Genomic DNA, 21,625 nt, shown 5'->3' on the forward strand with positions numbered 1-21,625 from the left:
TGACACCGGACCGGCCCGCTACAGGATCGCTCCATGGTGCCGGACCACATCGCCCTTGTCCGCCAGGAAGCGGGCGTAGCGCTCCCGCTCGAAGACGAAGTAGAAATTATCCGCGTCCTCCGACACGATCGTCGCGCCGGTGCCGACGTGAAACCCGATGACCTTCGTGTTGCCCTTCCGGACATCGAAGTGGCTCTGATCGAACCCCAGGCCCGAGAAGCCGATCTCGTAGATGGCAAGCGCCGAGTAGCTGGCGAGGCCGGGAACCGGCGGCGGGGGGATGATCCAGCTGCCCCAGGAGAAGGAGTCGCGTCCCTCCTCGCTCCGGATGTCGTAGAGCCGGATCAGGCCGCGCCGCTGACCCTCGTGCATGATGACGAAGTAGAAATCTTCGCCGCGCTGCTCCCGGGATTTGTACGCCTCTATCCACTGCGCCTGTTCCGCCACCGAGGGTGCGGGCCTGTTGAGATAGCGACCGATCGCCGCGTCCTGCCTGAGGTCGAAGATGAACGCGGCGTCCGGGACGTCGACGAGGCGGAAATGCGTACGCGCCCGCGGATCGAGGGCGCGAAGATGTCCGCAGGCACTGAGATCTCTGCGTGGGCTGTCCATGCTGCGCTCCGGCCCCTGCGGCCTCGCCGATGTTGGTCCTTGCGGGCACGCGCCCACCTGCCCGGGACGGTGGGGCGTCCCGGGCACGGTTTCCGCCTCGCGGGCGCGGATCAGCGGGCCGCCTCGCGACAGGCCGCGACGACGTGCTGGACCTCCTCGTCGCGCATGTGCGGGCCAAGCGGCAGGCTGAGAATCTCGCGGCCGAGCGTCCGGCCGAGATCGCTCGAGCCGAGCTTCGGCGCATCGCGGTAGGCCTCGGAATCCGCCGGCGCGATCGGATAATGGATCTGCGTGTCGATCCCGTCCTCCTTCAGCCGGGCCGCGAGGGCATCGCGCCGCTCCGTGCGGACGACGAACAGGTGCCAGACCGGCTCGGTGCGCGGGTCCACGTGCGGCAGGACGAGACCGCAGCCCTCGAGGGACTCGCGGTAGGTCCCGGCGATCGCCCGGCGGCGCGCGTTCCAGGCATCGAGATGGCGCAACTTCACACGCAGAATCGCGGCCTGGAGTTCGTCGAGGCGCGAGTTCAGGCCCCGCTGACGGTGGACGTACTTCTCGCTCGAGCCGTAATTCGCGAGTTCGCGCATCCTGTGCGCCATCGCGCTGTCGGACGTCGTGATCGCGCCGCCGTCGCCGAGGGCGCCGAGGTTCTTGCCCGGATAGAAGCTGAAGGCCGCCGCATCGCCGAGGCTGCCGGCCGGGCGACCGTCGAAGGTCGAGCCGTGGGCCTGCGCGGCGTCCTCGATGCAGAGGAGCCCGTGGCGGCGTGCGAGGTCCCGCAGGGCCGCCATCTCGGCCGGCTGGCCGTAGAGATGGACCGGGATGATCGCCTTCGTGCGCCCGTTGATCGCCCGCGCGGCGGCCGCCGGATCCATGTTGTACGTGGCCGGGTCGGGCTCGACGGCGACCGGCGTGGCGCCGACCTGGCTGACGGCGAGCCACGTGGCGATGAAGGTGTTCGACGGGACCAGCACCTCGTCGCCGGGACCGATGTCGTTGGCGCGCAGGATCAGGTGCAGGGCGTCCAGGCCGTTCGCGACGCCGATGGCGTGCTCGGCCCCGCAATAGCGGGCGAATTCGGCCTCGAAGGCCTCGACCTCCTCACCCAGGATGTAGCGCGAGCGGTCGAGGATCCGGTGCCACGTCGAGTCGAGATCGGCGCGGATCGTGTCGTGCGTCCGGCTCAGGTCGAGGAACGGAACCTTCATTGCAAACCCTTGGCGCGGAGGAACGCGTCATAATCCCGGTAATAATCGCTCTCCTCGTATCGCTCCGAGGCGAGAGCAAGGCAGACCGCGCCGCCCGAGAACTCGTCGATGTCGCGCCAGGTCATGCGTGGAACGTAGAGGCCCACGTTGGGGCGGCTCATCCGGAAGCTCTGACGCTTCTCTCCGTCATCGAGGTGGACCACGAAGCTGCCGGATACTGCAATCAGGACCTGATGCAGGGCCTTGTGGCTGTGTCCGGCCCGCATGGCGCCGTCGGAGACGTCGTAGATGAAGTAGACGCGACGGATCGGGAACGGGATGTCCGCCTCCGCCTCGATCGGCGTCAGGGCGCCGCGGGGGTCCCGGATCTGCCTAAACTCGATCAGATGCGGCGCGTCGGTCAGTTCCATGGGAAACTCCAGCTCAGATCCTGCGGGTGCCGAGGCACGCGGCGCGCTCGATACGGCGCCGGAAGGACCTGATTGTGGCTTGTCTGCGAAGACAGGCACGGGTCGCCTCGCCGGGCCGTCCTAAGCCGACCGGACCCGGTCCGCAACGGGCGCTCATGAATCCGCCCGATTGGCGAAGGGCAGCGCCCGGATCACCCGCCTGAAAAGCGAGGCGTCGGCGGAGGGCACCGCGGGCGGCGCTTCGGGGGCGGGGGCCGCTGCGGGCCCGGCAACGTTGCCCGCGCGAGGGGCAGGCGCGAGGTTCGCGAGGGCCTCCGCGACGGCCTGGGGCGACACGCGATAGTTCGCGTGGAAGGCGTGACCGTCCTCGTTCGTCGTCTGGCCGCGCAGGAACGTGATCTGCGCGCCGCCGGCCTCGATGAAACTCGTATAGCCCCGGAAGTTGAAGCTCAGATTGGCGTGAATCAGGCCGAGGATCCGGCAATCCGGACGGCAGAACAGTCCATTGGTGAGCGCCGAGCTCGACGAGCCGACGATGATGTCGGCGGCATGGAACGCGTCGACCTGTTCGAGGAACGTCATCGTTTCCGGCGTGATGACCTCGAAGCCGTGCGGGCGGAGCGCCTCGGCGATCTCGACCTCGTTGACGAGCTGGCGCTGCGCGAAGGCCTTGCGCGAGATGAACAGCCGCCGGCCGATGCGGCCGCTCAAGGCTCCCCGCTCGCGGGCGCTGTCGAGGATGCGCGTGCGCACATCCACCAGAATATCGGCGGGCCAGATCGTGTCGTAGACGCGCTGTCCCGGCCGCATCTCGAACGGAAAGAAGGCGGGCACCGGCGCGAGGCCGAGCCGGCCGAACGCCACCGGCCGGGGCGGGAGCTTGATGATCGGGCGGTCGCGGGTGTCGAGGAGCCGGACCACCTCCTCGTGCGTCGCCGGCATGTGGTCGTCGATGCAGAGCGGGATGCCGTCCGGGCACCGCGGGTCGTTGTACGCGAGCATGCGTGGGACGAACTCGCAGAACCAGTGGCCATAGTTGCGGCTCTGGAGCCCGAACATCGACAGGCCGGCCGCGATGGACAGGCTGTCCTCCGGAACCTCGACGAGGGCTCGCCGGTCCCCGAAGGCCGCCATCACGATCTGGTCCGGATTGACCCCGTCCTGGAGCAGCACGTCCCGCCGGCGGGGATGGGCCGCGAGGTCGTAGATCAAGTGGCCGTCCTTCACGACGAGGTTACTGCGCGGAAAGGCGTGGCAATCGTCGACGAACGTCAAATACTGGCTCGGCGCCTCCAGGTCCCCCGGTTCGGAGGTGAGGTGCTGCGGTGGCTCGGTGAACTTGAGCTGCGGTGCCTGGATCGGCCGGGGCGGCCGCAACTCGGCGTAGTCGATGCCGGGCCGGCCGGCCAGGGACGCTGCTGTGACCATGTCGTAGCAGGCCAGGGGGCCGGCGCCGATCAGCCGGCGGGTCGTCTCGTGCAGGGCGACGGCCGCGTCGAAGGCGCCGGCCTCAATCAGCGCGTCGAGCTGGAGCCGACGCAGGTTCTTGATCTTCTTGGCGAGCGGGTCCCCATCCCGCGACACGAGACCGGGCGCGCCGCCGTTGAGTTCCTGCGCGAGGCGGTAGCACTGGACGCTCTCCTCGGCCTCGCCGCGCAGCTCCAGCAGCCACGCCCTGTCGATCAGGTCCTCCATAATCCGCGGCCGCAGCCGGTTCGCGTCCGAGGCGCGCAGCCGCCCGATGACCGGATCCGCCTCGGCGAAGCGTCCGCGGGCGCAGAGGTCGCGCAGGCGCGCCTCCGCGGCAGCCCGTGTCCAGCGGCCGCCGTCGCGGCCCGCCAGGGTGGCTGCGAGGTCGTAGGCCTGCGCCGCCAGATCGGGCGCACCGCCGCCGTCCAACCGGAATGCCAGGGCGTCGAGATGGCGGATCATCATGCCGGGACTCGTTCCCGCCGCCTCCGGGTCGGCCGCGAGTGCGCCGAGCCGCGCGATCAGGTCGGCGCGGCCGCCACGATGATCTCTGATCAGGTCCAGGAATTGTGACATGTTCCGTGCGTTCGACCGGCCCAGTCCCGGCATCGACGCGATGCGAGCCTTGAATGGCCGCCGCCAAGGAGCGTGGCCGCGCATCGGGCGTCGTGGCAGGAGCCCACCCTTAGCGTCCCGCCGCGGAACTGGTAAATCCCCGTCCCGAACCGGTCGGCCAGGGCTTCGCGCGCCGGCCGCAGGCCGCGGCGTCGGGCTGACGCGGGCGGGAGAGAGGAAAGCCTTCGGATGCCGGAGTCGGGGAGCCTTGAGATCGACGGTGACCGGATCGCGTCGGTCCGGACGCTGGCGGCCGGCCGGCAGGCGGGACGCGACGGGGCGCTGTGCGCCATGGAGGCGGTCGCCTATCTCGCCGGCGAGCCGCTCTCGGACCGGCCGGCCTGCGCGTCGCCCGTGATCGCCGCCTTCGTCCGCACCTGGAGTGACGGCCTGCCCCAGGCGGCGCGCGACGGCCTGATCCTCCCGCTACTTCCCCGCCTCGTCGGGACGCGCGGCCCGGAACCCGTCGAGCGGCGCCGGGCCGGGATGGTGGTCGATTGGCTCGTCCGCGTTCACCTGCCGGCATGGTTCCACCTCGCCAAGCTGAATGTCGAGGCCGACGTGCTGGCCGGCCTGCCCGAGATCCGCGACCCGGGAGACCTCGCCGGGCTGTGCGACGATCTCCGTCGCGCCCGCAAGCGGGCGGCGATCGCCAATCTCACCCTGCGGCAGACCGGCCCCTACGTGCGGGCGGCGGTCTGGGACGCCGCCCAGCGGGCGGCCTGGGCGGCGATCCGGGACGACCTGGAGGCGGCCGGCGGCCCCATCCTGGCCGCCGGCTGGGACGCCGCCTACGCGGCGGCCTACGCGGCGGCCCGCGCCTCCGGAAAGGCGCCCCTGGAGCCGACCCGGCGCGCGCTGGAGGACACAGCCCGGATGCTGCTCGAGCGCCTGATCGCGGCGGGCGAACCCGGGTCCGAAGACGCCCTCCCCGCCGATCCGCGGCCATGAGCGGCGACGCCGCCGACGAACCTCCAGCAGGGCTCGCGGGCGCCCGCTGCCTCGTGCTGGGCGGCGGCGGGTTCCTCGGGCTGAACCTGTGCAACCGCCTCGCGGCGGCGGGCGCCGAGGTCACCTGCTTCAGCCGCAGCCACCCGCAGGCCGAGGTCCTGGACCGGCGCGTCGCCCGGGTGTCCGGCCAGTTCTCCGACCGCCTCGCCCTCGCCAACGCGGTGGAGCGCCAGGACGTCGTCTTCCACCTGATCGCCGGCTCGATCCCCGAGAGCTCCAACCGCGACCCGTCGGCGGAGCTCTCGGCGGCGCCGATCGCCACGCTGCACCTCTTGGAGATCTGCCGCTCGGCCCGGATCGGGAAGCTCGTGTTCGCGTCCTCCGGGGGCGCGATCTACGGGATTCCGGCCGCCATCCCGATCCGCGAGCGGGCGCCGACCGACCCCATCTCGGCCTACGGCATCAGCAAGCTAATGATCGAGAAGTCGCTCCACCTCTACCGGCACCTTCACGGGATCGACTACCAGATCCTGCGGATCGCCAACCCGTACGGCCGCTTCCAGCTCGGTACCAAGCACCAGGGCCTGATCGGCAGCTACATCCACCGCGTCCTCACCGACCAGCCTCTGGAGGTCTGGGGGACCGGCGCGGTGGTGCGCGACTTCCTGCACATCGACGATGTGAGCGATGCCTTCCTCGGGGCCGTCGCGTATCGGGGGCCGCACAAGGTGCTGAATGTCGGCAGCGGCCGGGGCCTGAGCGTCAACCAGATCATCGCCGAGTTGAAGGCGGCCTTCGGGCGAGACCACCTCCCCTGCGTGCATCGGTCGAGCCGCGCCGCCGACGTGCCGGCCAACGTGCTCGACACCGCGCTGATCCGGTCAGAACTCGGCTGGCAGCCCCGCGTGCCGCTGCAGGCCGGGCTCACCGGGACCATCGCGTGGATGCGCACCCATCTGGCCCAGTCGCGGGCGGCGGGCTCGCCCTTCGCCCCCGGCTGACCGACCTGAACCTCACGCCGCCCCGGAGCGGCCACGTTTGTCGGCGAAAGCGCGCGGCATCGATCCGCGAGGAGACCCCATGTCCTTCCTGCACGATCTGCCGATCGCCGACCTGATCGCGCATTACGGCTACCTAGCCATCTTCGTCATCATCACGCTGGAGAGCGCCGGTCTGCCCCTGCCCGGCGAGACGGTCCTGCTGACCTCGGCGGCCTACGCGGGCAGCACCGGCAACATCAACATCGCCGTCGTGGTGGCGATCGCCGCGACCGCCGCCATCCTGGGCGACAATGCCGGCTACTGGGTCGGCCGCCGCTGGGGCCTGCCCCTGCTCCTGCGGAAGGGGCACCTGATCGGGCTCGACCACGGCCGGCTCAAGCTCGGCCAATACCTGTTTCGCCGGCACGGCGGAAAGATCGTGTTCTTCGGCCGCTTCACCGCGATGCTCCGGGCCTATGCGGCGGTCCTGGCCGGCGTGAACAAGCTCGACGCACGGCGCTTCTTCGCCTTCAACGCCCTCGGCGGCGTGGCCTGGGCCTCGATCATGGGGTTCGGCGCCTACCTGTGCGGACGGTCGATCGAGAACGTGATGGGGCCGGTCGGCCTCGGGCTGCTGGCCTTCGTCCTGCTCGGCGCCGTCGCGCTATGGCTGTTCATGCGCCGGCACGAGGCGCGTCTGATGGTCGCCGCCGAGGCTGAGATCCCCGGTCCACTGACCGAGCAATTGGGCGAGGCGCGGCCACAGGCCGAGCCCGTCCCGGAAAATGGCGCCATAGACCCGAATAGTCCGCTCCAGGCTGACTTCCAGACTCAGGTCGAGGCGCTCCTGGCGAAGCGGGACCGCGCGGCGCCGCAGCCCGCCGCGCAAGCGACCCTCCAGACGCGCCGCGCGCCCTGGCCCCTGTGGTTCAAGATCGCCGTGCTCCTCGTCGCCGCCGTCGCCGGCATGACGGTGATCTCCTGGCACGACGGCGTCACCGGTGGCCTCTACGGACGGCTCATCGGGCATATCGGGATCCTCGGCATCGCCGTGATCCTAGTCCTCTCGATCGGCCTCCTGCTGGTCATCGGCCGGCGACTTCCGCGTCTGGAGGTCGAATCAGACGAGGAGTCGGAAGAGGCCATCAGGCTGGCAGCGTGACCGTTTGCCCGGTTTGGGCCGCGCTCCGGGTGCAGGGTTGACCGGTCCCGGAGCCGATCGTACAGCCCCCTCCTACCCGACAGGGGCGCCCCGTCGCGCCGGCCTCCGGTCGATCCCGCCGGCGGCCGCGTGCTCAGGACCCATCGGGCTCAGCGACTGAGACGGAGCCGACCTTGGGCGAGGACGTGGAAGCGCTGCGGGCCGAACTCGCGGAGACGCAGGCGCGCCTCAAGGAGGCGCAGGGCGAGCTCGCCCGTCTGGTGCGTCTAGCCGAGGCCGACCTCCAGCGCCGGCGCCCAGGCGAGCAATCGAGTGTCGTCGCCTCCTCGGTGCGCCGTCCCGCCGCCAAGGAGGTCGCGGCGCGGATCGCGCGGTTCGCGCATCTCTATCGGGAGGCCGCCGCAGCGACCCCCGACCGCGCGCCCGTCGTCCCCGAGGCGACGCTGCTCGGATGGCTCGAGACGTCCGGGCTGTTCGATCGCCAGTTCTACCTCGCGTGCAACGACGACGTCGCCAATGCCGGGGCCGATCCGACGCACCACTATTACAACCACGGCTCCGAGGAAGGGCGGCTCCCCAGCACCCTTTGAGGGCATGGTCTGGGACAGCGGCCCGCTGACGCGCGTTCAAGGGATCTGATCGATGCAGGACGGTGCAGGAGAGGCCGCGCCCGCGCTCGAGCCGTGGCAGGACGATTTTGCCACCATCTACGCCAGCGGGCAGTTCGACCATATCGGTTACGCGACCCGCTACCCCGATGTCGGCCTGACCGACCTGTCGCCGCTCGAGCACTACGTGAAGTACGGCGCCCGGCTCGGCCGCCGGCCCCGGGCCGACTTCGCCGCGCCGCCGGACGAGACCTTCGACGGCAGCTTCGTCAATCCCTTCGCGGCCATGATCCGGGCGCAGGCCGAGACTCAGCCCGCGCCGGCCTGGAACCGGCCGGTCGTCTCGGTCCTGTGCATCACCTACAACCAGGCGGCGTTCATCCGGCAGACGCTCGAGAGCATCCTCAGCCAGGCCACCGATTTTCCCTTCGAGCTGCTGGTCGGCGACGACCGCTCCACCGACGGAACCGCCGAGATCATCGCCGAATACGCCGCGCGCCACCCCAACCTCGTGGCGGTCCTGCGCACCGAGAACCTCGGCCCGAACAGGAACTTCGCCGACCTGACGGAGCGCTGCCGCGGCGAGTTCTTGGCGATCTGCGAGGGCGACGATTACTGGACCGACCCGCGCAAGCTCCAGCGGCAGGTCGACTTCCTGCGGGCGCGCCCGGAATTCACCCTCTGCTTCCATCGCGTGCGCGTCGTCTACGAGGACATGCCGGGGGTCGAGGAGCTCTATCCGAAGCAGTGCAGCGCGCAGCCGTCCCTGTCCGACCTCGTGGCCCACAACTTCGTCCAGACCAACAGCGTGCTCTATCGCTGGCGCTACCACGGCGCCGAGGCGTTCGCGTTCGACGAGGGCATCGCCCCGGGCGACTGGTACGTCCACCTGATGCATGCCGAGGTCGGGCGCATCGGCTTCCTGCCCGAGGTGATGGCGGTCTACCGCAAGCACGCCGCCGGGATGTGGGCGACCTACGCCACCGAGCTCGCCCGGCACAAGAAGCTCGGCAATTCCGAGATCGCGTTCTTCCGCAAGCTGCGCGGCCATTTCGGCGGCCGCTACGCGGCGGGCTACGAGGCGGCGCAGAAATCGATCTTCCGGCGGCTGGCCGAGGCCTATCTCGACGAGGAGGACGTGCCGAGCCTCGGACGGCTGATCGAGGCCAATCCCGACATCGCCCGCGCGGCCCTGCGCGACATGGGCCTCGACGCGCCCGAGGCGCTCACCGGCGAGCCGGACGCCCTGCGCGCGTGGCTGATGGAGCAGCTCACCGTCAGCGTCATCGTCACCGCCTACAACCACGCCGCCGATATCGGCCGCTGCCTCGACGCGGTGCTGGGCCAGCGCGGCCTGTTCCGGCTGCAGGTCGTGATCGGCGACGACAAGTCGACCGACGGCACCGCCGAGATCATCGAGCGCTACCGGGCGCGCGATCCGGAGCGGATCGTGGTGCGGCCCCGGCCTCAGAACCTCGGCATGCTGCGCAACATGCAGGATTGCCTCTCTGCCTGCACGGGCCGGTACATCGCCTTCTGTGAGGCGGACGATTACTGGCTGTCCGACCGCAAGGTCGCGATGCAGATGCGGATGCTGCGCAACGACCGCGCGCTCGACATGTGCTTCAATTGGGTGCTGCTCCATTACCCGGCGACCGGCTCCTACGTGCCGCACGACGAGCAGGGCCGCTATCCCACCGGCACGATCAGCTTCCCGGTGCTGGCCAATTCGCCGCTGACCGCCAACTTCTCCTGCTGCTTCTACCGCGCCGAGGCCCTGCGCCGGGTGCCGGAGGCCTATTACGCGAACGCATCGGCGGCCGACTGGCTGATGAACCTCTACGTCGCCGACGAGGGCCGGATCGCGTTCCTGCGGGAACTGCTCTCGGTCTACACGGTCCAGGAGAAGGGCCAGTGGTCGGGCCTGCCGGAGGAGATCAAGAACGCCCGGATCGCCCGGTACCAGAAGGAATTCGCCGGCATCTTCGGCGAGGGGCGCGGCTTCGAGAAGTACGAGGTCGGCTGCACCGTGGCCGAACTCGACGGGGAATTGCCGGATTCCTTCGCCCGCGCGAACCTGGAGGCCCCCCAGGACCGGGTCTGGGCCGAGATCCAGGACGGGCAGGTGGTGCTGGCCGGCTGGGTCGTCTCGGCGAGCCGCGCTAAGGCGACGCTGATCGTGGAGGTGGACGGCGAAGTCCAGCGTATCCCCGTCGACGTCCACCGGCCGGACGTGATCGCGGCGGTGCTCGGCGACATGCCCACAACCATGGAGGAGGCCCGCTGCGGCTTCCGTTTTACCCTTCCCTACGCGCTCCACCTCGAGGTGCTGATCTCCATCGAGGTCGAGCACGAGGTCGTGCCCTGGCTGTCGGTGATCTTCACCCACCGGGTGAAGCGGATGGCCGAGCCGGGCTGATCGCGAGTCGCGCGCAGCGGACCGAGCTTGGCCGCCTGAACCAAACCAAACGGCCTCCGGAAAACCCGGGGCGGTTCACACAGACAGGGGTAAATGCCTGAGCAGGTTCCTTCCCCCCCAACGGGCTACCCGCAAACCCGTCACACGCGGCGCGGGACTGGCTCTAGATGCCAGTGGCCGATCGGACACGGTGCAGAGCTCTGGCCCAATTGAAATCCAGTGCCTTGCGCGCCTTAAGGGCGATATTGATCCGCGCTGCGAGCTTACGGGACCCATCGCCGTCAGGATACAGGTGATCGGGATCCCCGAAGTCACTCCACACAAACGCGGGATCGTCGAAGGTGTCCACCAGCGGCACACCGGCTCGCATGCAGATGGTCTTCATCTTGCCGAACAGCGTGACACCGGGCAACACCGCGGCGTGGTAGTCGGAACGCACAGGCGGGATCACGACCACGACCTGATCCCCGCGCCGCCTCGCCAGCACCATGATGGCGTGCAGATGGGCGAGCTGGCTTTCACCGCGGTCGCGCACTTCACTCAGTTCCATGTGCCTGGCCACGCGACGCGCGACAAATCCCTCTTCAACTTCGAAGAACGACACTCCGTTCGAGCGCGCAAAGCCTCGGTCCATCGGCGGCAGTGTATGCGGATGGTTCGGCCATCGTGTTTTGAAATCGATCGGCCAGAGCGCGTCATCCAAGTCTCGCGACCACCGGAAGCCGAAGGCGCGGCGCAGAAACACACATCGCGCGTGATCCGCACTACGCGCACAGTCGAATCCGTAGGAGAACAGCGAATAGACTACGATGACGCGCCGCAGCCGCCTGTTTCGGCGTGCGGCCCAGGCGTACATCATGGCGCTCTGCCGCATATCTTGGCTAGCCGTGCAGAGATTGAAGCTGCCCGCGATGTGCGCAGGGTCAACACCGTAGTCGCCGTGAGACGATCCAACGATGACCGTGTCGATCTCGGCGCGGCCGTCCATGAAGGCGTCGCGTTTCGCCTCAAGGACCGCAAAGTAAGCATCCGGATCGAACGGCAGGGACGGAGGCATGTCAGGTGACTGTCCGCATTGCGGGCGTGCCGTTACCCACTAGCTTGCAAACCCTGCCAAGCCCAGCGCCGCGGCCGGCTTTTTAGTGCGCGGCCGTGTCCCGGAACGTCCTGGCGGTTCCCGGTAGCACGGCCCGCTAACCGCCGTCGGCCATCCTGTCTCCAAGCCACGTTGCGTATCGGCTCTGCCCACACGCTGAAGACATCAGGCGCCCCCCCGCCCCATGAGCAGATCGGGGCACGGCCGAGCGGACGGTTAGCGGAGCCGCAACCACTCGCCGTACCCCGCCGACATGTCCGACATCCCTTCCACCGTCGCCTCCTGGCGCGACCAGATTGAGCGCCTGTCCCAGCACGCGTCGCCCTGCCGGTATCTCCTGCCGGCGAAGTGGGCGAACGCGTTGGCCTTCATCGACCAGTTCGGCGTCAAGGCGCACCGGCTCAGCTGGACCGCAGAGCTATTGTTCGGCGTCCATGCCCAGCACGGATTTCTGCGCGTGGAATATGCCGGCACCCTTATGGTCAACGGCAGCACGGTGGTCGCCGTCGATCCCAACCGGATTATGATAGGACTTTGGCACCGTCCTCGCCGCGTTGTGCTGCGCGCTGGCGCGTGAGCCGGTGTTAATGACGTCCGCCGACCAAATCCACTGCACGAAATGGCGCTTGGTCCAACCAGCTTAATGGACCGGCGCCTTCTACGCCGCCGCTTAGCTCGCCAAGCTCACGTTGAGATCCGCTGGACCGTACGGGGCCATCGGCCACCGCCGAGGAAGCGCCGCAGGCGTTCGAGTGGTACCGAGGACCGGGCTCTGTCGAGGCCGCCTGCCACTTCAGCCGCTAGCCGCGCAGCGACGATCTCGCGGGCCAGATCGTCGTAGTGGACGATGTCGTAGAAGGTCCCCTCCTCCCGATCGCGGAAGATGCCGCTGAGGTCGAGGGCCGTGAAGGTCCGCCGGTACGGGCGCCGCGCCGCGAGCTGCGCGGTGAACGCCTCCAGCTTGGCGTACTGACGGTCGAGATAGGCCAGGAACGCCCCCGAGGCGACGCCGCGCTCGGCCTCGGTGAGGTGGCGCTTGCGCAGGATCGTCGGCTGCAGGACGCTGATGATCGGCACGCGGTGGTCGTGCGACAGCTTGGTCAGCCGGTGGGCCGCCAGTTCGTAATGGTGGACGATGGCGTCCTCCCAGCCGGGGCTCTGCCAGCCGACCTCGGCCCGCAGCCGCTTCAGCGCCTCGTAGATCAGCGTGATCAGCGCGTCGTAGGACAGGCCGTCCTCGCGGGCTCGGGGGTCGTGCGTGTCGAAGAAGTGGTCGTAGAGCCGCTCGGTGATGAAGGCGTTGTAGGGGTGGCCCGGCCGCGGATCGTAGGTCCAGGGCTGGAAGAGATCCGTGCTGCCGCTGAGCACGACGATCGCGTCGGGGCTATAGGTGACGAGCCGCGACCAGATCAGGTGGGTCATCTGCGTGAGGCAGCTCGACATCACCCCGAAATTGTAGACCTTCGCGCCGTCGAGGCCGTCCGCCCGCAGGATCCGCTCGATGCGGCCCGGCAGGGTGTTGGCGATGTCGCCGCCGTCGATGGTGGTCGAATCGCCGACGACCAGGATCCGGGTCTCGCCCTCCGGCTTGCGCGCGATGATCGGGGCGGCGTTCAGGAAGCCGTCGGCGTCGAACGGGACGCCGTAATGGCTCGCGCCCGGCTTGCCGGCGAACTGGATGAACGGGCTCGGATAGCGCGTGTTGGAGTCGAGATAGCCGAAATGATGCAGGAACTTGCGCCGTCGCGCCGCGTCCTCGCTCTCCGGGGGCGGCCAGATCGGCTCCAGATCCGGGACCGTCAGGACCGCCAGCGTCGCCGCCTCAAGCGCCGCGAGTCCGGCCGCGTTGAGGCCGATCCCATCGTCGCTGTATTCGGGCCGGAGCGCGCCCGTCTCCGTGGCCAGGACGGGATCGTAGTCGATGAAGTGGGCACCGTATTCCTGCACGTGGTCGCGCAACCACGCGTTCACCCCGCCGATCAGCGCGACCGGCCGCCCGGCCGCCCCGAGCGCGTTCGGATCGACCGGCAGGATCGAGCCGACCCAGGTCCGCACGTAGAGGTCGCTTGTGTCCCGCAGCATCGCGGCGATGTCGGTCACGATGCCTTCGAGTGTCGGCGTGCGCGCGCCGTCGAGGATGTCGTCGCGGCCGCAGAGCAGGTGCAGGCCCTTGGCGCCGTAGAGGGCGATTTCCGAGCGAAGCCGGCGCGCCGTATCCCGGACCGACTGGCCGGCGATGCCGCGGCCCACGGCCTGTGGTCCGGAGAACAGGGGCGGGTTCTGCGCCGTCCACCCGGCCGTCACCGAATCGCCCAGGAACAGGAAGGGTCCGAACGGGAACTGCGGCTTGTCCTGCATCGCCCTGCTCATGCCGTCGCGATCCGGGCGGTCTCAGTGCGCCGCGAAGATCTCGATACCGTCGAGGTGCAGGTACTGCTCCTCGTCGAGGTCGACCTTGAGGTAGCGGAACCGCGCGGTGTCGAACCGCAGGTGGAGGGGCAGGCCAGGATGACAATGGGCGTCCACGGCGTCGAAGACGAGGCGGTACGCATCTTCGGTCTCGCCCAGCCAGACCCGCATCAGCTGCGCCCGCTCACTGAGCTGCCCCCAGCGATTGTAGATCCGGATCTCCGAGACCCGCTCGACCGCGCCGAGATCGAGGACGAACCAGGGGTTCCGGTCGAGCCCGGTGTGGAAGAAGAAGGACGGGTCGCCGGTGGTGCGCGCGCCGTAGGTGCCGGTAGTCCCGGACCAGGGCGAGGCGGAACTCGCCGTCCAGGTCTTGCCCAGGGCGATGTTCTCGGAGGGGCGCGTCGCGACCAGCGTGTCGGTCTCCAGCTCCTCGATCAGCGTCCGGATCTGCTTCGAGGGCTGCCGCAGGGGCGGGATCTCCAGGTCGAGCTTGTAGATCAGGTTCGACAGGATGCTCTGGTCGAAGCGGTGGTCGATGAAGCCGTCGAGATCCGGCAGCCCCATCTGGTTCGGGATGTCGGTGACGACCCGCGGATCGCCGGCGTAGCGCAGCCATTCGGCGACAAGCCGGCGGGTCGCGGGGCTGACCATGAAGGCGATCCAGGACGCCTGGATCTGGTCGGCGTCCCAGTATCGCGCCGAGTCGCAGTCCATCAGCACGAAGCAGTCGCGCTTGGTCCAGGCCCGCTGCGGCTTTCCGTGGAGCACCCCCACGGCGACCCGGCGCTCCGAGCCGTCGAGCCAGGTGAGCAGCGGCGCCACCGGCGGCAGCGGATCGTCGCCGACCGCCTGCATGCCGGTGTCGCTGAAGACGATGAAGTCACCGTCGCGGCGCTTCTCCAGAGCCTCGGCGATGACGTAGGGCTTCCAGGCCCAGTTCCCCGCGCCCCGGGACCGGTCGAGGATCTCGCGGTGCGCGCGGTAGAACGGCGTCTCGCGCAGGCGGTCGGGGGACCAGCTCTCGATCGTGTCGAAATCGCCCGTGGCGGCGGCCGCGGCCAGCAGTCGGTGCTGGCTCTCGACGTAGTGATACTTGGCGGCGAAGCTGACCAGGGTCGTGTGGCGCGGCCGGAGCCGGCGCCGTTGCATCATCAGCACCTCGGCCCGGTGCATGTCGAAGGCGTTGACGCGCAGGGCCTCTGAGGATGGGTCAGCGCTGGCCAAATCTGTCCTCCGGCGGTGGCTCGAGGGCTTGTCACCGGTTTTGCCGGCTTCGGCAAGGCACCGGAACGCGGCCGGGTTCAGGTGTCGTCGAAGGCGAGGTTCCCGGCCGGGTACTCGAGCATCAGGGCACGCCGCTCGGGCGAGTTGTCCCATTCGCCGACCTTCGTATAGCCGCCGCCGACGTCTACTACCTCGACGACCCGCCCGATGGTTGGGATGCCCTTGAAGTGCTGCGGCCAGCCGGAGGCGAAGTAGTAGACCTGCTCGACATGCTCGGAGAGCTGGCAGACCCCCGGTCCGAAGGTGCCGAGCCCGAAGACGAGGTAGCGCCCGTTCATCAGCGCCGCGACATCGTCGATGAGGGTGCCGCTCTGCGTCGACAGCGGGATGCCGAGTTCCGCGATCCAGGCTTCCAGCACCGGGATCACCGGGTTGAGCCGGTTCTCGAACACCATCTTGATCCGGTTGACGCGGCCCTCCGCCAGGAGCCGCCGGATCACCATCTGGTAGAAGGCGAGCGGCGGCTGCGGGTAGGTCGGCGCCACCCAGGTGCTGAAGATGTCCCCGGATCGGATGTGAATCAGCAACTCGTCGTCGGGCTTGGCCGGAATGTCCCGCGGCAGCCGGCTGAACAGCGGCCGGATGCAGGTCCGCACGATATCCCGGGTCTCCTCGGGGCCGAGGGTGCCGGCGAGCCGCTGGATCCCGAGATCGAAATACATCCCCGACAGGAAGGCGCCGTCGTCCGGCAGGGGCGCAGAGCCGGGGATGAAGGTGATCCCGCCGCAGGTCAGCGGGCCTGTCAGCCCGATCACCTCGCTCCGGTCGGCGGCGGGGAGCTTGATGAGTTTCAGGTTCAGGTTGCGGGCGATGCCGATGGCGAGCAGCAGCTGGATCAGGCAGTTGCCGAAGGCGCCGCACTCGTAGAGCGCCAGCCCCACCAGGGCGCGGGAATGTGGTCGCTCTGCGCTGACGAGGCGGTAGGAGACGTAAGGATTCGCGCCTGGCCGCTCGTCGGCCATGTCGAAGGGCACGTCGAGGACGCGCCGCAGTACGATGAGGTCGAAATCCGCCTGGTCGCACAGGACGTGCATTGCCGGCGGGTCGCCTCGGACGAGGCCGTCCATGAGGACGCGGACGTGGCGCGCCCACGCGCTTTCTCCCGGGGCGAGCACCAGGGCATCAGCCCCGCTCCGGGGCGCATCGAGGTCGGGCTCGCGCCAGACCTGCCCGTCGTCGGAGACGGCGAGGCGCGGCGGCTCCGCGGAGGCGGTCGCGAACGCGACGCGGCGGACCGGGCAGCGGAAGCCGAGATCGACCTGAACGCCGGGTGGCCCGGCCGGGCCGTCGGTCTCGCCGGCCGCAGCCTCCACGTCGTGCCAGAGCCGGCCGAAGGCCGCATCGATCAGGTCGCTGTTCATCGCGTCTCGCGGTGCGAAGGGAGCGGTTCGAGGCCCGCACCCCGAGGTCTCCTCTTCGCCGACCGAGCCCCCCTCTGTCGAGGCGGGCGTCAGGGCTCTGTCACCGCGTTGTGCGCAGACAGGGACCGGCGCCCGTGCGGCTAGCCGTCGAGCCCGAGCATCAACCCGAGATTCTGCACGGCCGCCCCGGAGGCGCCCTTGCCGAGATTGTCGAGGCGCGCCACCAGCACCGCCTGCCCGTGCTCGGACGAGCCGAACACGCGCAGCTCCAGCCGGTCGGTGTCGTTGAGCTCTTCCGGCTCGATCTTCTCCCGGTGCGCGCCGGTTCCGGCGCCCGGAACCACCTGCACCAGCCTCTGCCCGGCATACCAGTCGCGCAGCGCCGCCTCGAGGTCGGAGACCGTGGGCCGGCCCGGCAGCGTCTCGAGGTGGAGCGGCACGCTCACCAGCATGCCCTGCCGGAAATTGCCCACCGACGGCACGAAGATCGGGCGCCGGGTGAGCCCGCTGTAGCGCTGCAACTCCGGCAGGTGCTTGTGGGCGAAGCCGAGGCCGTAGAGCTGGAACGGCGGCGCCGTGCCCTGCTCGTAGGCCTCGATCATGCTCTTGCCACCGCCGCTGTAACCACTGACCGCGTTGACGCTGATCGGGTGGTCGGCCGGGATCAGGCCGCCCTCCACCAGCGGGCGCAGGAGCGCGACACCGCCGGTCGGGTAGCAGCCTGGATTGGCGACCCGCCGGGCGCGGGCCACCGCCGCCGCCTGCTCCCGGGTCAGCTCGGGGAAGCCGTAGGTCCAGCCCTCCGCGACCCGGTGGGCGGTGCTGGCGTCGAGGACGCGCGGGCCGCCGCCGGGCAGGCTGTCGGCCAGCGCCACTGTCTCCTTGGCGGCCTCGTCCGGCAGGCAGAGCACGACGAGGTCCACCTCGGCGAGCAGCGCGCGCTTTGCCTGCGGATCCTTGCGGTGCTCTGGGGCGATGCTGCGCAGGGCGACCCGCCCGTCGCGCTCCAGGCGCTCGCGGATGCCGAGACCGGTGGTGCCGGCCTCGCCGTCGATGAACACGGTGGGCTTCGTCGCGCCTGCGCCAGACATCGTCCGTCTCGCTCTCTCGAATATGCCGTGCCGCCCGAGTCGGGCGCCGCGGCCGGGGATCAGGTGCGCGCGGTGCGGCAGCCTGTCAACGGCCGTGCCGCGGCCTGAAAACGCGAAAGGGCGGCTCCCGCAGGAACCGCCCTCTCCGTGACACCGGTGTGACCGGATATCAGCGCTTCGAGAACTGGAAGCTGCGGCGGGCCTTCTTGCGGCCGTACTTCTTACGCTCGACCACGCGGGCGTCGCGGGTGAGGAAGCCTTCGCGCTTCAGCGGCGCGCGCAGCTCCGGCTCGTAGTAGGTCAGCGCCTTCGACAGGCCGTGGCGCACCGCGCCGGCCTGGCCGGAGAGGCCGCCGCCCGCCACCGTGACATTGATGTCGTACTGGTCGACGCGGCCGGCGATCTCCAGCGGCTGGCGCAGGATCATGCGCAGCACCGGACGGGCGAAGTAGACCTCCACCGGCCGCTTGTTGACCGTGACCGTGCCGTTACCGGGCTTGATCCAGACGCGGGCGACCGCGTCCTTGCGCTTGCCGGTGGCGTAGGCACGGCCCTGGGCGTCCAGCTTCTGGACGTGAACGGGGGCTTCGTTGGCGGGGTCGACCGCACCGGCATTCGCCCGGTTGAGGTCGGCGAGGGACTGCAGGGTCGCCATGATCAAGCGCTCACGTTCTTGCGGTTGAGGGCGCCGACGTCGAGCGCCTGCGGCTGCTGGGCCTCGTGCGGATGCGCGGCACCCTTGTAGACGCGGAGGTTGCCGAGGATCTGGCGGAAGAGCGGGCCGCGGGGCAGCATGCGCTCGACAGCCTTCTCCACCACGCGCTCGGGGAACCGGCCCTCGAGGATGAACTTGGCCGTGCGCTCCTTGATCCCGCCCGGATAGCCGGTGTGGTAGTAGTAGCGCTTCTGGACGTACTTGCGGCCGGTGAACTTCACCTTGTCCGCGTTGACGACGATGACGTGGTCGCCGCAATCGACGTGGGGCGTGTAGGCGGCCTTGTGCTTGCCGCGCAGACGCATCGCCACGATCGACGCGAGGCGGCCGACGACGAGGCCCTCCGCGTCGATCACGATCCACTTCTTGTCGACCTCGGCGGGCTTCAGCGAGGTGGTCTTCATAGCCAAATCCCAGGGGTTCCGACGGACCGGACCCCGACGCGTCGGGATCCGCGGACATCGGGGTGCCGAAAAACGAGCCGCCGCGTGGAGCACACGCGGCGGCGGTGGCCGGTGCTTAGACGGCCCCGGAGGTCCGGTCAAGAAAGAAATGTGAAATCGGGAAAACGCGATATTCGACAAGGATTTATGGATCACGGTATCAGAATACCGCTACGAATCTCCGCGACGGCCGCGCTCCGCGATGGTGAGCCTCTGAACGCCCCGGCCCGCGAGCACCGGCTTCTTCGCGCTGAGGATGCGGGAGTTCACGCCGGTCCAGCCGATCTCGCCGGAGAGCCGCCCGTACTCGATCTTGGGGCAGCGGTTCATGATCACCGTGAGCCCGCGGGCCTCGGCGCGGGTGGCGGCGGCATCGTCGCGCACGCCGAGCTGCATCCAGATCACCTTCGGCGGCGGCGTCAGGGCCAGCGCCTCGTCGACCAGCGGTCCGGCGGCGGCGGAGTTGCGGAAGATCTCGACCATGTCGATCGGCTGGTCGCCCAGGGCCTCCTGGACCTCGGCCAGAGAGGCCGCCACCCGGCGCCCGAGCAGATCCTGCCCGGCGAGGCCGGGATTGACCGGCGTCACCGCGTAGCCCCGGTCGAGGAGGTATTTCAGCACGATCCAGCTCGGGCGCGCCGGGTTGGCCGAGGCGCCCACCAGCGCGATCGTGCGCGTGGCGTTCATGATCGCGCGGATCTGCGCGTCGGGGTAGCGGGCGTGGCGCTCCGCGAGCGCCGCCGCGTCGATGGGCGCGGGCGGCCGGTGATCGTGGCCCGTCTCGTCCATGGCGTGTTTCCTCGTCGTCCCGATGATCGTCGTCCGTGCCGCTCCTCTGGCCGGCGGCCCGGCCGTCACAGCCGCCAGACCTCGTAGCCCAGCCGTTCGAACGCCGCCTTCGCGTAGAGTGCCGCCACGTCGACGATCAGGCCGCCGGGCTTCACCCGGGCGGCGATCGCCTCCGCCCCGAGCCGGGCATAATCCCGGTGCGGGACCGCGATCACGGCCGCATCCGCGTCGGCGGGCAGGTCGTCCCAGTCGACGAGGGCGATGCCGTACTCGGCCCGGGCCTCGGCCTTGCCGGCGCGCGGATCGTGGACCGACACGGCGCAGCCGAATTCCACCAGCTCCCGCACGAGGTCGGCGACCTTCGAGTTGCGCAGGTCCGCGCAGTTCTCCTTGAAGGTCAGGCCGAGGACCACGACCCGCGCCCGCCCGGTGTGACCGCCCCGCCGGACGATCCGCTTCACCGTGCTGCGGGCCACGTGGGCGGCCATGCTGTCGTTGATGCGCCGCCCCGCCAGGATCACCTGGGGATGATAGCCGATCATCGCGGCCTTGTGGGTCAGGTAGTAGGGATCCACGCCGATGCAGTGGCCGCCGACCAGACCGGGGCGGAACGGCAGGAAGTTCCACTTGGTCCCCGCAGCCGCGAGGACCTCCTGCGTGTCCAGGTCGAGCTTGTCGAAGATCAGCGACAGTTCGTTCATGAGCGCGATGTTCAGGTCGCGCTGGGTGTTCTCGATGACCTTGGCGGCCTCGGCCACCCGGATGGACGAGGCGGCGTGGAGCCCCGCCTCGATGATCGACCCGTAGAGGGCCTTCAGCCGCTCCAGGGTCTCGGGGGTGTCGCCGGCGACGATCTTCACCACCTTGGCGAGGCTGTGCTCCCGGTCACCGGGATTGATCCGCTCCGGCGAGTAGCCGACGGAGAACTCCGCCTTCCAGCGCAGGCCCGAGGCCCGCTCCAGGACCGGGATGCAGACCTCCTCGGTGGCGCCGGGATAGACGGTGGATTCGAACACCACGGTCGCGCCCGGCCGCATGTGGCAGCCAACGAGGTCCGAGGCCCGGACCAGCAGCGCGAAATCGGGGCTCTGGGCCGCATCGACCGGGGTCGGGACCGTGACGACGATCACGTCCGCCGCGCCCAGCGCGGCCGGGTCGTCGGTGATCGCGAGGTGCGCCGCGGCCCGGAACGCTTCTGGGTCGATCTCCCCGGCCGGGTCGCGCCCGGCCCGGTAGGCCGCCACCTTGTCGGCCGCGTGATCGTAGCCGATCGTGGTCCGTGTCCGGCCGAAGGCCAGGGCGAGGGGGAGCCCGACATAGCCGAGGCCGACGATCGCCACGCTGTCCGCCAAGTCGTCTGCCACGCCGGATCCCTCTGCGGGCTCGGAAGGCGCCGATGACGACCCGGCCGCCCGGCGCGTATAGGGGCGGTCCGCGCCGGCGTCGACTCGATGCAGGTGCTGTCGGTCGCGGCGGGCTGTGAACCGGCCTACCCGAATCGCGCATAGGGGGCGTGACGATGCCTGACCTCCGCTGGACCGAAGGCCCGGTCCGCTGCACCGACCTTGTGGACGGGACCGGCAAGGTGTTCGGCTATATCGGCCCCTGCGCCGCGGGCACGCGCGGCTACGTCGTCCAGTCCGGCTCGGAATGGCCGCCGCGCCCGGCCGCCTTCACCGATCATCCCGCGGCCGCTGCGGCCCGCGCCTGGGTCGAGGCCGAAGTGGCGGCCCGAGCGTTCCGGCCGGTGCGCATCATCCGCGAGGCGGACGCACCGGTACTCTGACCGCCCAAGGGGGATCCGGGCACGCGTCCGCTCCGCGGTGCTGTGGTCCGTCCCAGCGCCCAGGCGACCGGCGGACGCCACCGGCATCTTGGCGTTCAGACCGGGCGACGGATTGCCCCCACGATGGGTACGGTGGTGCCGGACCTGGCAGGTGAGGCCGCCGCCGCGTTCGGGCTCCGGGACGCGACGTGCTATGAGCCGCGATCGCCCTGT

At 69.7% G+C, this 21,625-nt stretch carries 19 protein-coding genes and 1 pseudogene; 7 read left to right on the forward strand and 13 right to left on the reverse strand.

Translation table 11 applies throughout. The annotated features are described in order from the left end of the window. Positions 1–18: 18 nt before the first annotated feature. From ACXJKQ_RS08985 to ACXJKQ_RS09000, 4 genes are all read right to left on the reverse strand, one after another. A complete protein-coding gene (locus ACXJKQ_RS08985) occupies positions 19–612 on the reverse strand; it encodes a GNAT family N-acetyltransferase (RefSeq protein ID WP_457105417.1) in 594 nt (197 codons plus the stop codon). 110 nt (positions 613–722) lie between these two features. Further along, on the reverse strand, positions 723–1,820 hold the full coding sequence (locus ACXJKQ_RS08990; RefSeq protein ID WP_457105418.1) for a DegT/DnrJ/EryC1/StrS family aminotransferase: 1,098 nt from the start codon (positions 1,818–1,820) through the stop codon (positions 723–725). Next, on the reverse strand, positions 1,817–2,230 hold the full coding sequence (locus tag ACXJKQ_RS08995; protein ID WP_457105419.1) for a sugar 3,4-ketoisomerase: 414 nt from the start codon (positions 2,228–2,230) through the stop codon (positions 1,817–1,819). Before ACXJKQ_RS08995 ends, ACXJKQ_RS08990 begins: the two co-directional genes overlap by 4 nt. A 153-nt stretch (positions 2,231–2,383) precedes the next feature. Beyond that, the gene (locus ACXJKQ_RS09000) at positions 2,384–4,276 is read right to left on the reverse strand and encodes a glycosyltransferase family 61 protein (RefSeq protein ID WP_457105420.1); all 1,893 of its coding nucleotides are present in this window, start codon (positions 4,274–4,276) and stop codon (positions 2,384–2,386) included. A 228-nt stretch (positions 4,277–4,504) separates the two neighbouring features. Between ACXJKQ_RS09000 and ACXJKQ_RS09005 the strand changes: the two genes are divergently transcribed. The 5 genes and pseudogenes from ACXJKQ_RS09005 to ACXJKQ_RS09025 all read left to right on the forward strand — a co-directional run bounded on the left by ACXJKQ_RS09005 (position 4,505) and on the right by ACXJKQ_RS09025 (position 10,435). Continuing rightward, positions 4,505–5,266, forward strand: a complete 762-nt coding sequence (locus ACXJKQ_RS09005; RefSeq protein ID WP_457105421.1) for a hypothetical protein — start codon at positions 4,505–4,507, stop codon at positions 5,264–5,266. Continuing rightward, positions 5,263–6,267 (forward strand): NAD-dependent epimerase/dehydratase family protein, encoded by a 1,005-nt coding sequence (locus ACXJKQ_RS09010; RefSeq protein ID WP_457105422.1) that lies wholly within the window; start codon positions 5,263–5,265, stop codon positions 6,265–6,267. The genes ACXJKQ_RS09005 and ACXJKQ_RS09010 overlap by 4 nt, the downstream gene beginning before the upstream one ends. Positions 6,268–6,346: 79 nt before the next feature. Continuing rightward, positions 6,347–6,985 (forward strand): annotated as a pseudogene (locus ACXJKQ_RS09015) (DedA family protein); the annotation flags it as partial. Positions 6,986–7,581: 596 nt separating this feature from the next. Continuing rightward, entirely contained in the window at positions 7,582–7,998 is a 417-nt protein-coding gene (locus ACXJKQ_RS09020) for a hypothetical protein (protein ID WP_457105423.1), read from the forward strand. 52 nt (positions 7,999–8,050) lie between these two features. Next, a complete protein-coding gene (locus tag ACXJKQ_RS09025; RefSeq protein WP_457105424.1) occupies positions 8,051–10,435 on the forward strand; it encodes a glycosyltransferase family 2 protein in 2,385 nt (794 codons plus the stop codon). Positions 10,436–10,598: 163 nt separating this feature from the next. On the opposite strand, the gene ACXJKQ_RS09030 is transcribed toward ACXJKQ_RS09025, so the two are convergent. Then, complete coding sequence (locus ACXJKQ_RS09030) at positions 10,599–11,492, reverse strand: hypothetical protein (protein WP_457105425.1); 894 nt, start codon at positions 11,490–11,492, stop codon at positions 10,599–10,601. Between the two features lie 292 nt (positions 11,493–11,784). Here ACXJKQ_RS09030 and ACXJKQ_RS09035 point away from each other — a divergent pair, with 292 nt between their 5' ends. Next, positions 11,785–12,108 carry a hypothetical protein gene (locus ACXJKQ_RS09035; RefSeq protein WP_457105426.1) on the forward strand — a complete coding sequence of 108 codons (324 nt, stop codon included), beginning with the start codon at positions 11,785–11,787 and terminating at the stop codon, positions 12,106–12,108. A gap of 107 nt (positions 12,109–12,215) precedes the next feature. Here ACXJKQ_RS09035 and ACXJKQ_RS09040 read toward each other — a convergent pair whose 3' ends face one another. From ACXJKQ_RS09040 to ACXJKQ_RS09075, 8 genes are all read right to left on the reverse strand, one after another. Continuing rightward, entirely contained in the window at positions 12,216–13,901 is a 1,686-nt protein-coding gene (locus tag ACXJKQ_RS09040; RefSeq protein ID WP_457105427.1) for a GDSL-type esterase/lipase family protein, read from the reverse strand. Positions 13,902–13,922: 21 nt separating this feature from the next. Further along, positions 13,923–15,167, reverse strand: coding sequence for a hypothetical protein (locus ACXJKQ_RS09045; protein WP_457105428.1), 1,245 nt, complete (start codon positions 15,165–15,167; stop codon positions 13,923–13,925). Between the two features lie 77 nt (positions 15,168–15,244). Then, the gene (locus ACXJKQ_RS09050) at positions 15,245–16,588 is read right to left on the reverse strand and encodes a coagulation factor 5 8 type domain-containing protein (protein WP_457105429.1); all 1,344 of its coding nucleotides are present in this window, start codon (positions 16,586–16,588) and stop codon (positions 15,245–15,247) included. A 140-nt stretch (positions 16,589–16,728) separates the two neighbouring features. Continuing rightward, positions 16,729–17,679: an N-acetyl-gamma-glutamyl-phosphate reductase gene (argC, locus tag ACXJKQ_RS09055; RefSeq protein ID WP_457105430.1), complete on the reverse strand. Its 951-nt coding sequence runs from the start codon at positions 17,677–17,679 to the stop codon at positions 16,729–16,731. Positions 17,680–17,848: 169 nt separating this feature from the next. After that, entirely contained in the window at positions 17,849–18,334 is a 486-nt protein-coding gene (gene rpsI / locus ACXJKQ_RS09060; RefSeq protein ID WP_457105431.1) for a 30S ribosomal protein S9, read from the reverse strand. A gap of 2 nt (positions 18,335–18,336) precedes the next feature. Further along, positions 18,337–18,798: a 50S ribosomal protein L13 gene (gene rplM / locus ACXJKQ_RS09065; protein ID WP_457105432.1), complete on the reverse strand. Its 462-nt coding sequence runs from the start codon at positions 18,796–18,798 to the stop codon at positions 18,337–18,339. 210 nt (positions 18,799–19,008) lie between these two features. Beyond that, positions 19,009–19,626, reverse strand: a complete 618-nt coding sequence (locus ACXJKQ_RS09070; protein ID WP_457105433.1) for a CoA-binding protein — start codon at positions 19,624–19,626, stop codon at positions 19,009–19,011. A 65-nt stretch (positions 19,627–19,691) separates the two neighbouring features. After that, the gene (locus tag ACXJKQ_RS09075; protein WP_457105434.1) at positions 19,692–20,990 is read right to left on the reverse strand and encodes a nucleotide sugar dehydrogenase; all 1,299 of its coding nucleotides are present in this window, start codon (positions 20,988–20,990) and stop codon (positions 19,692–19,694) included. Positions 20,991–21,145: 155 nt separating this feature from the next. On the opposite strand from ACXJKQ_RS09075, the gene ACXJKQ_RS09080 reads away from it, so the two are divergent. Beyond that, positions 21,146–21,412 carry a hypothetical protein gene (locus ACXJKQ_RS09080; protein ID WP_457105495.1) on the forward strand — a complete coding sequence of 89 codons (267 nt, stop codon included), beginning with the start codon at positions 21,146–21,148 and terminating at the stop codon, positions 21,410–21,412. Positions 21,413–21,625: the final 213 nt, after the last annotated feature.

This window comes from Methylobacterium sp. P5_C11 (genome assembly GCF_054049775.1).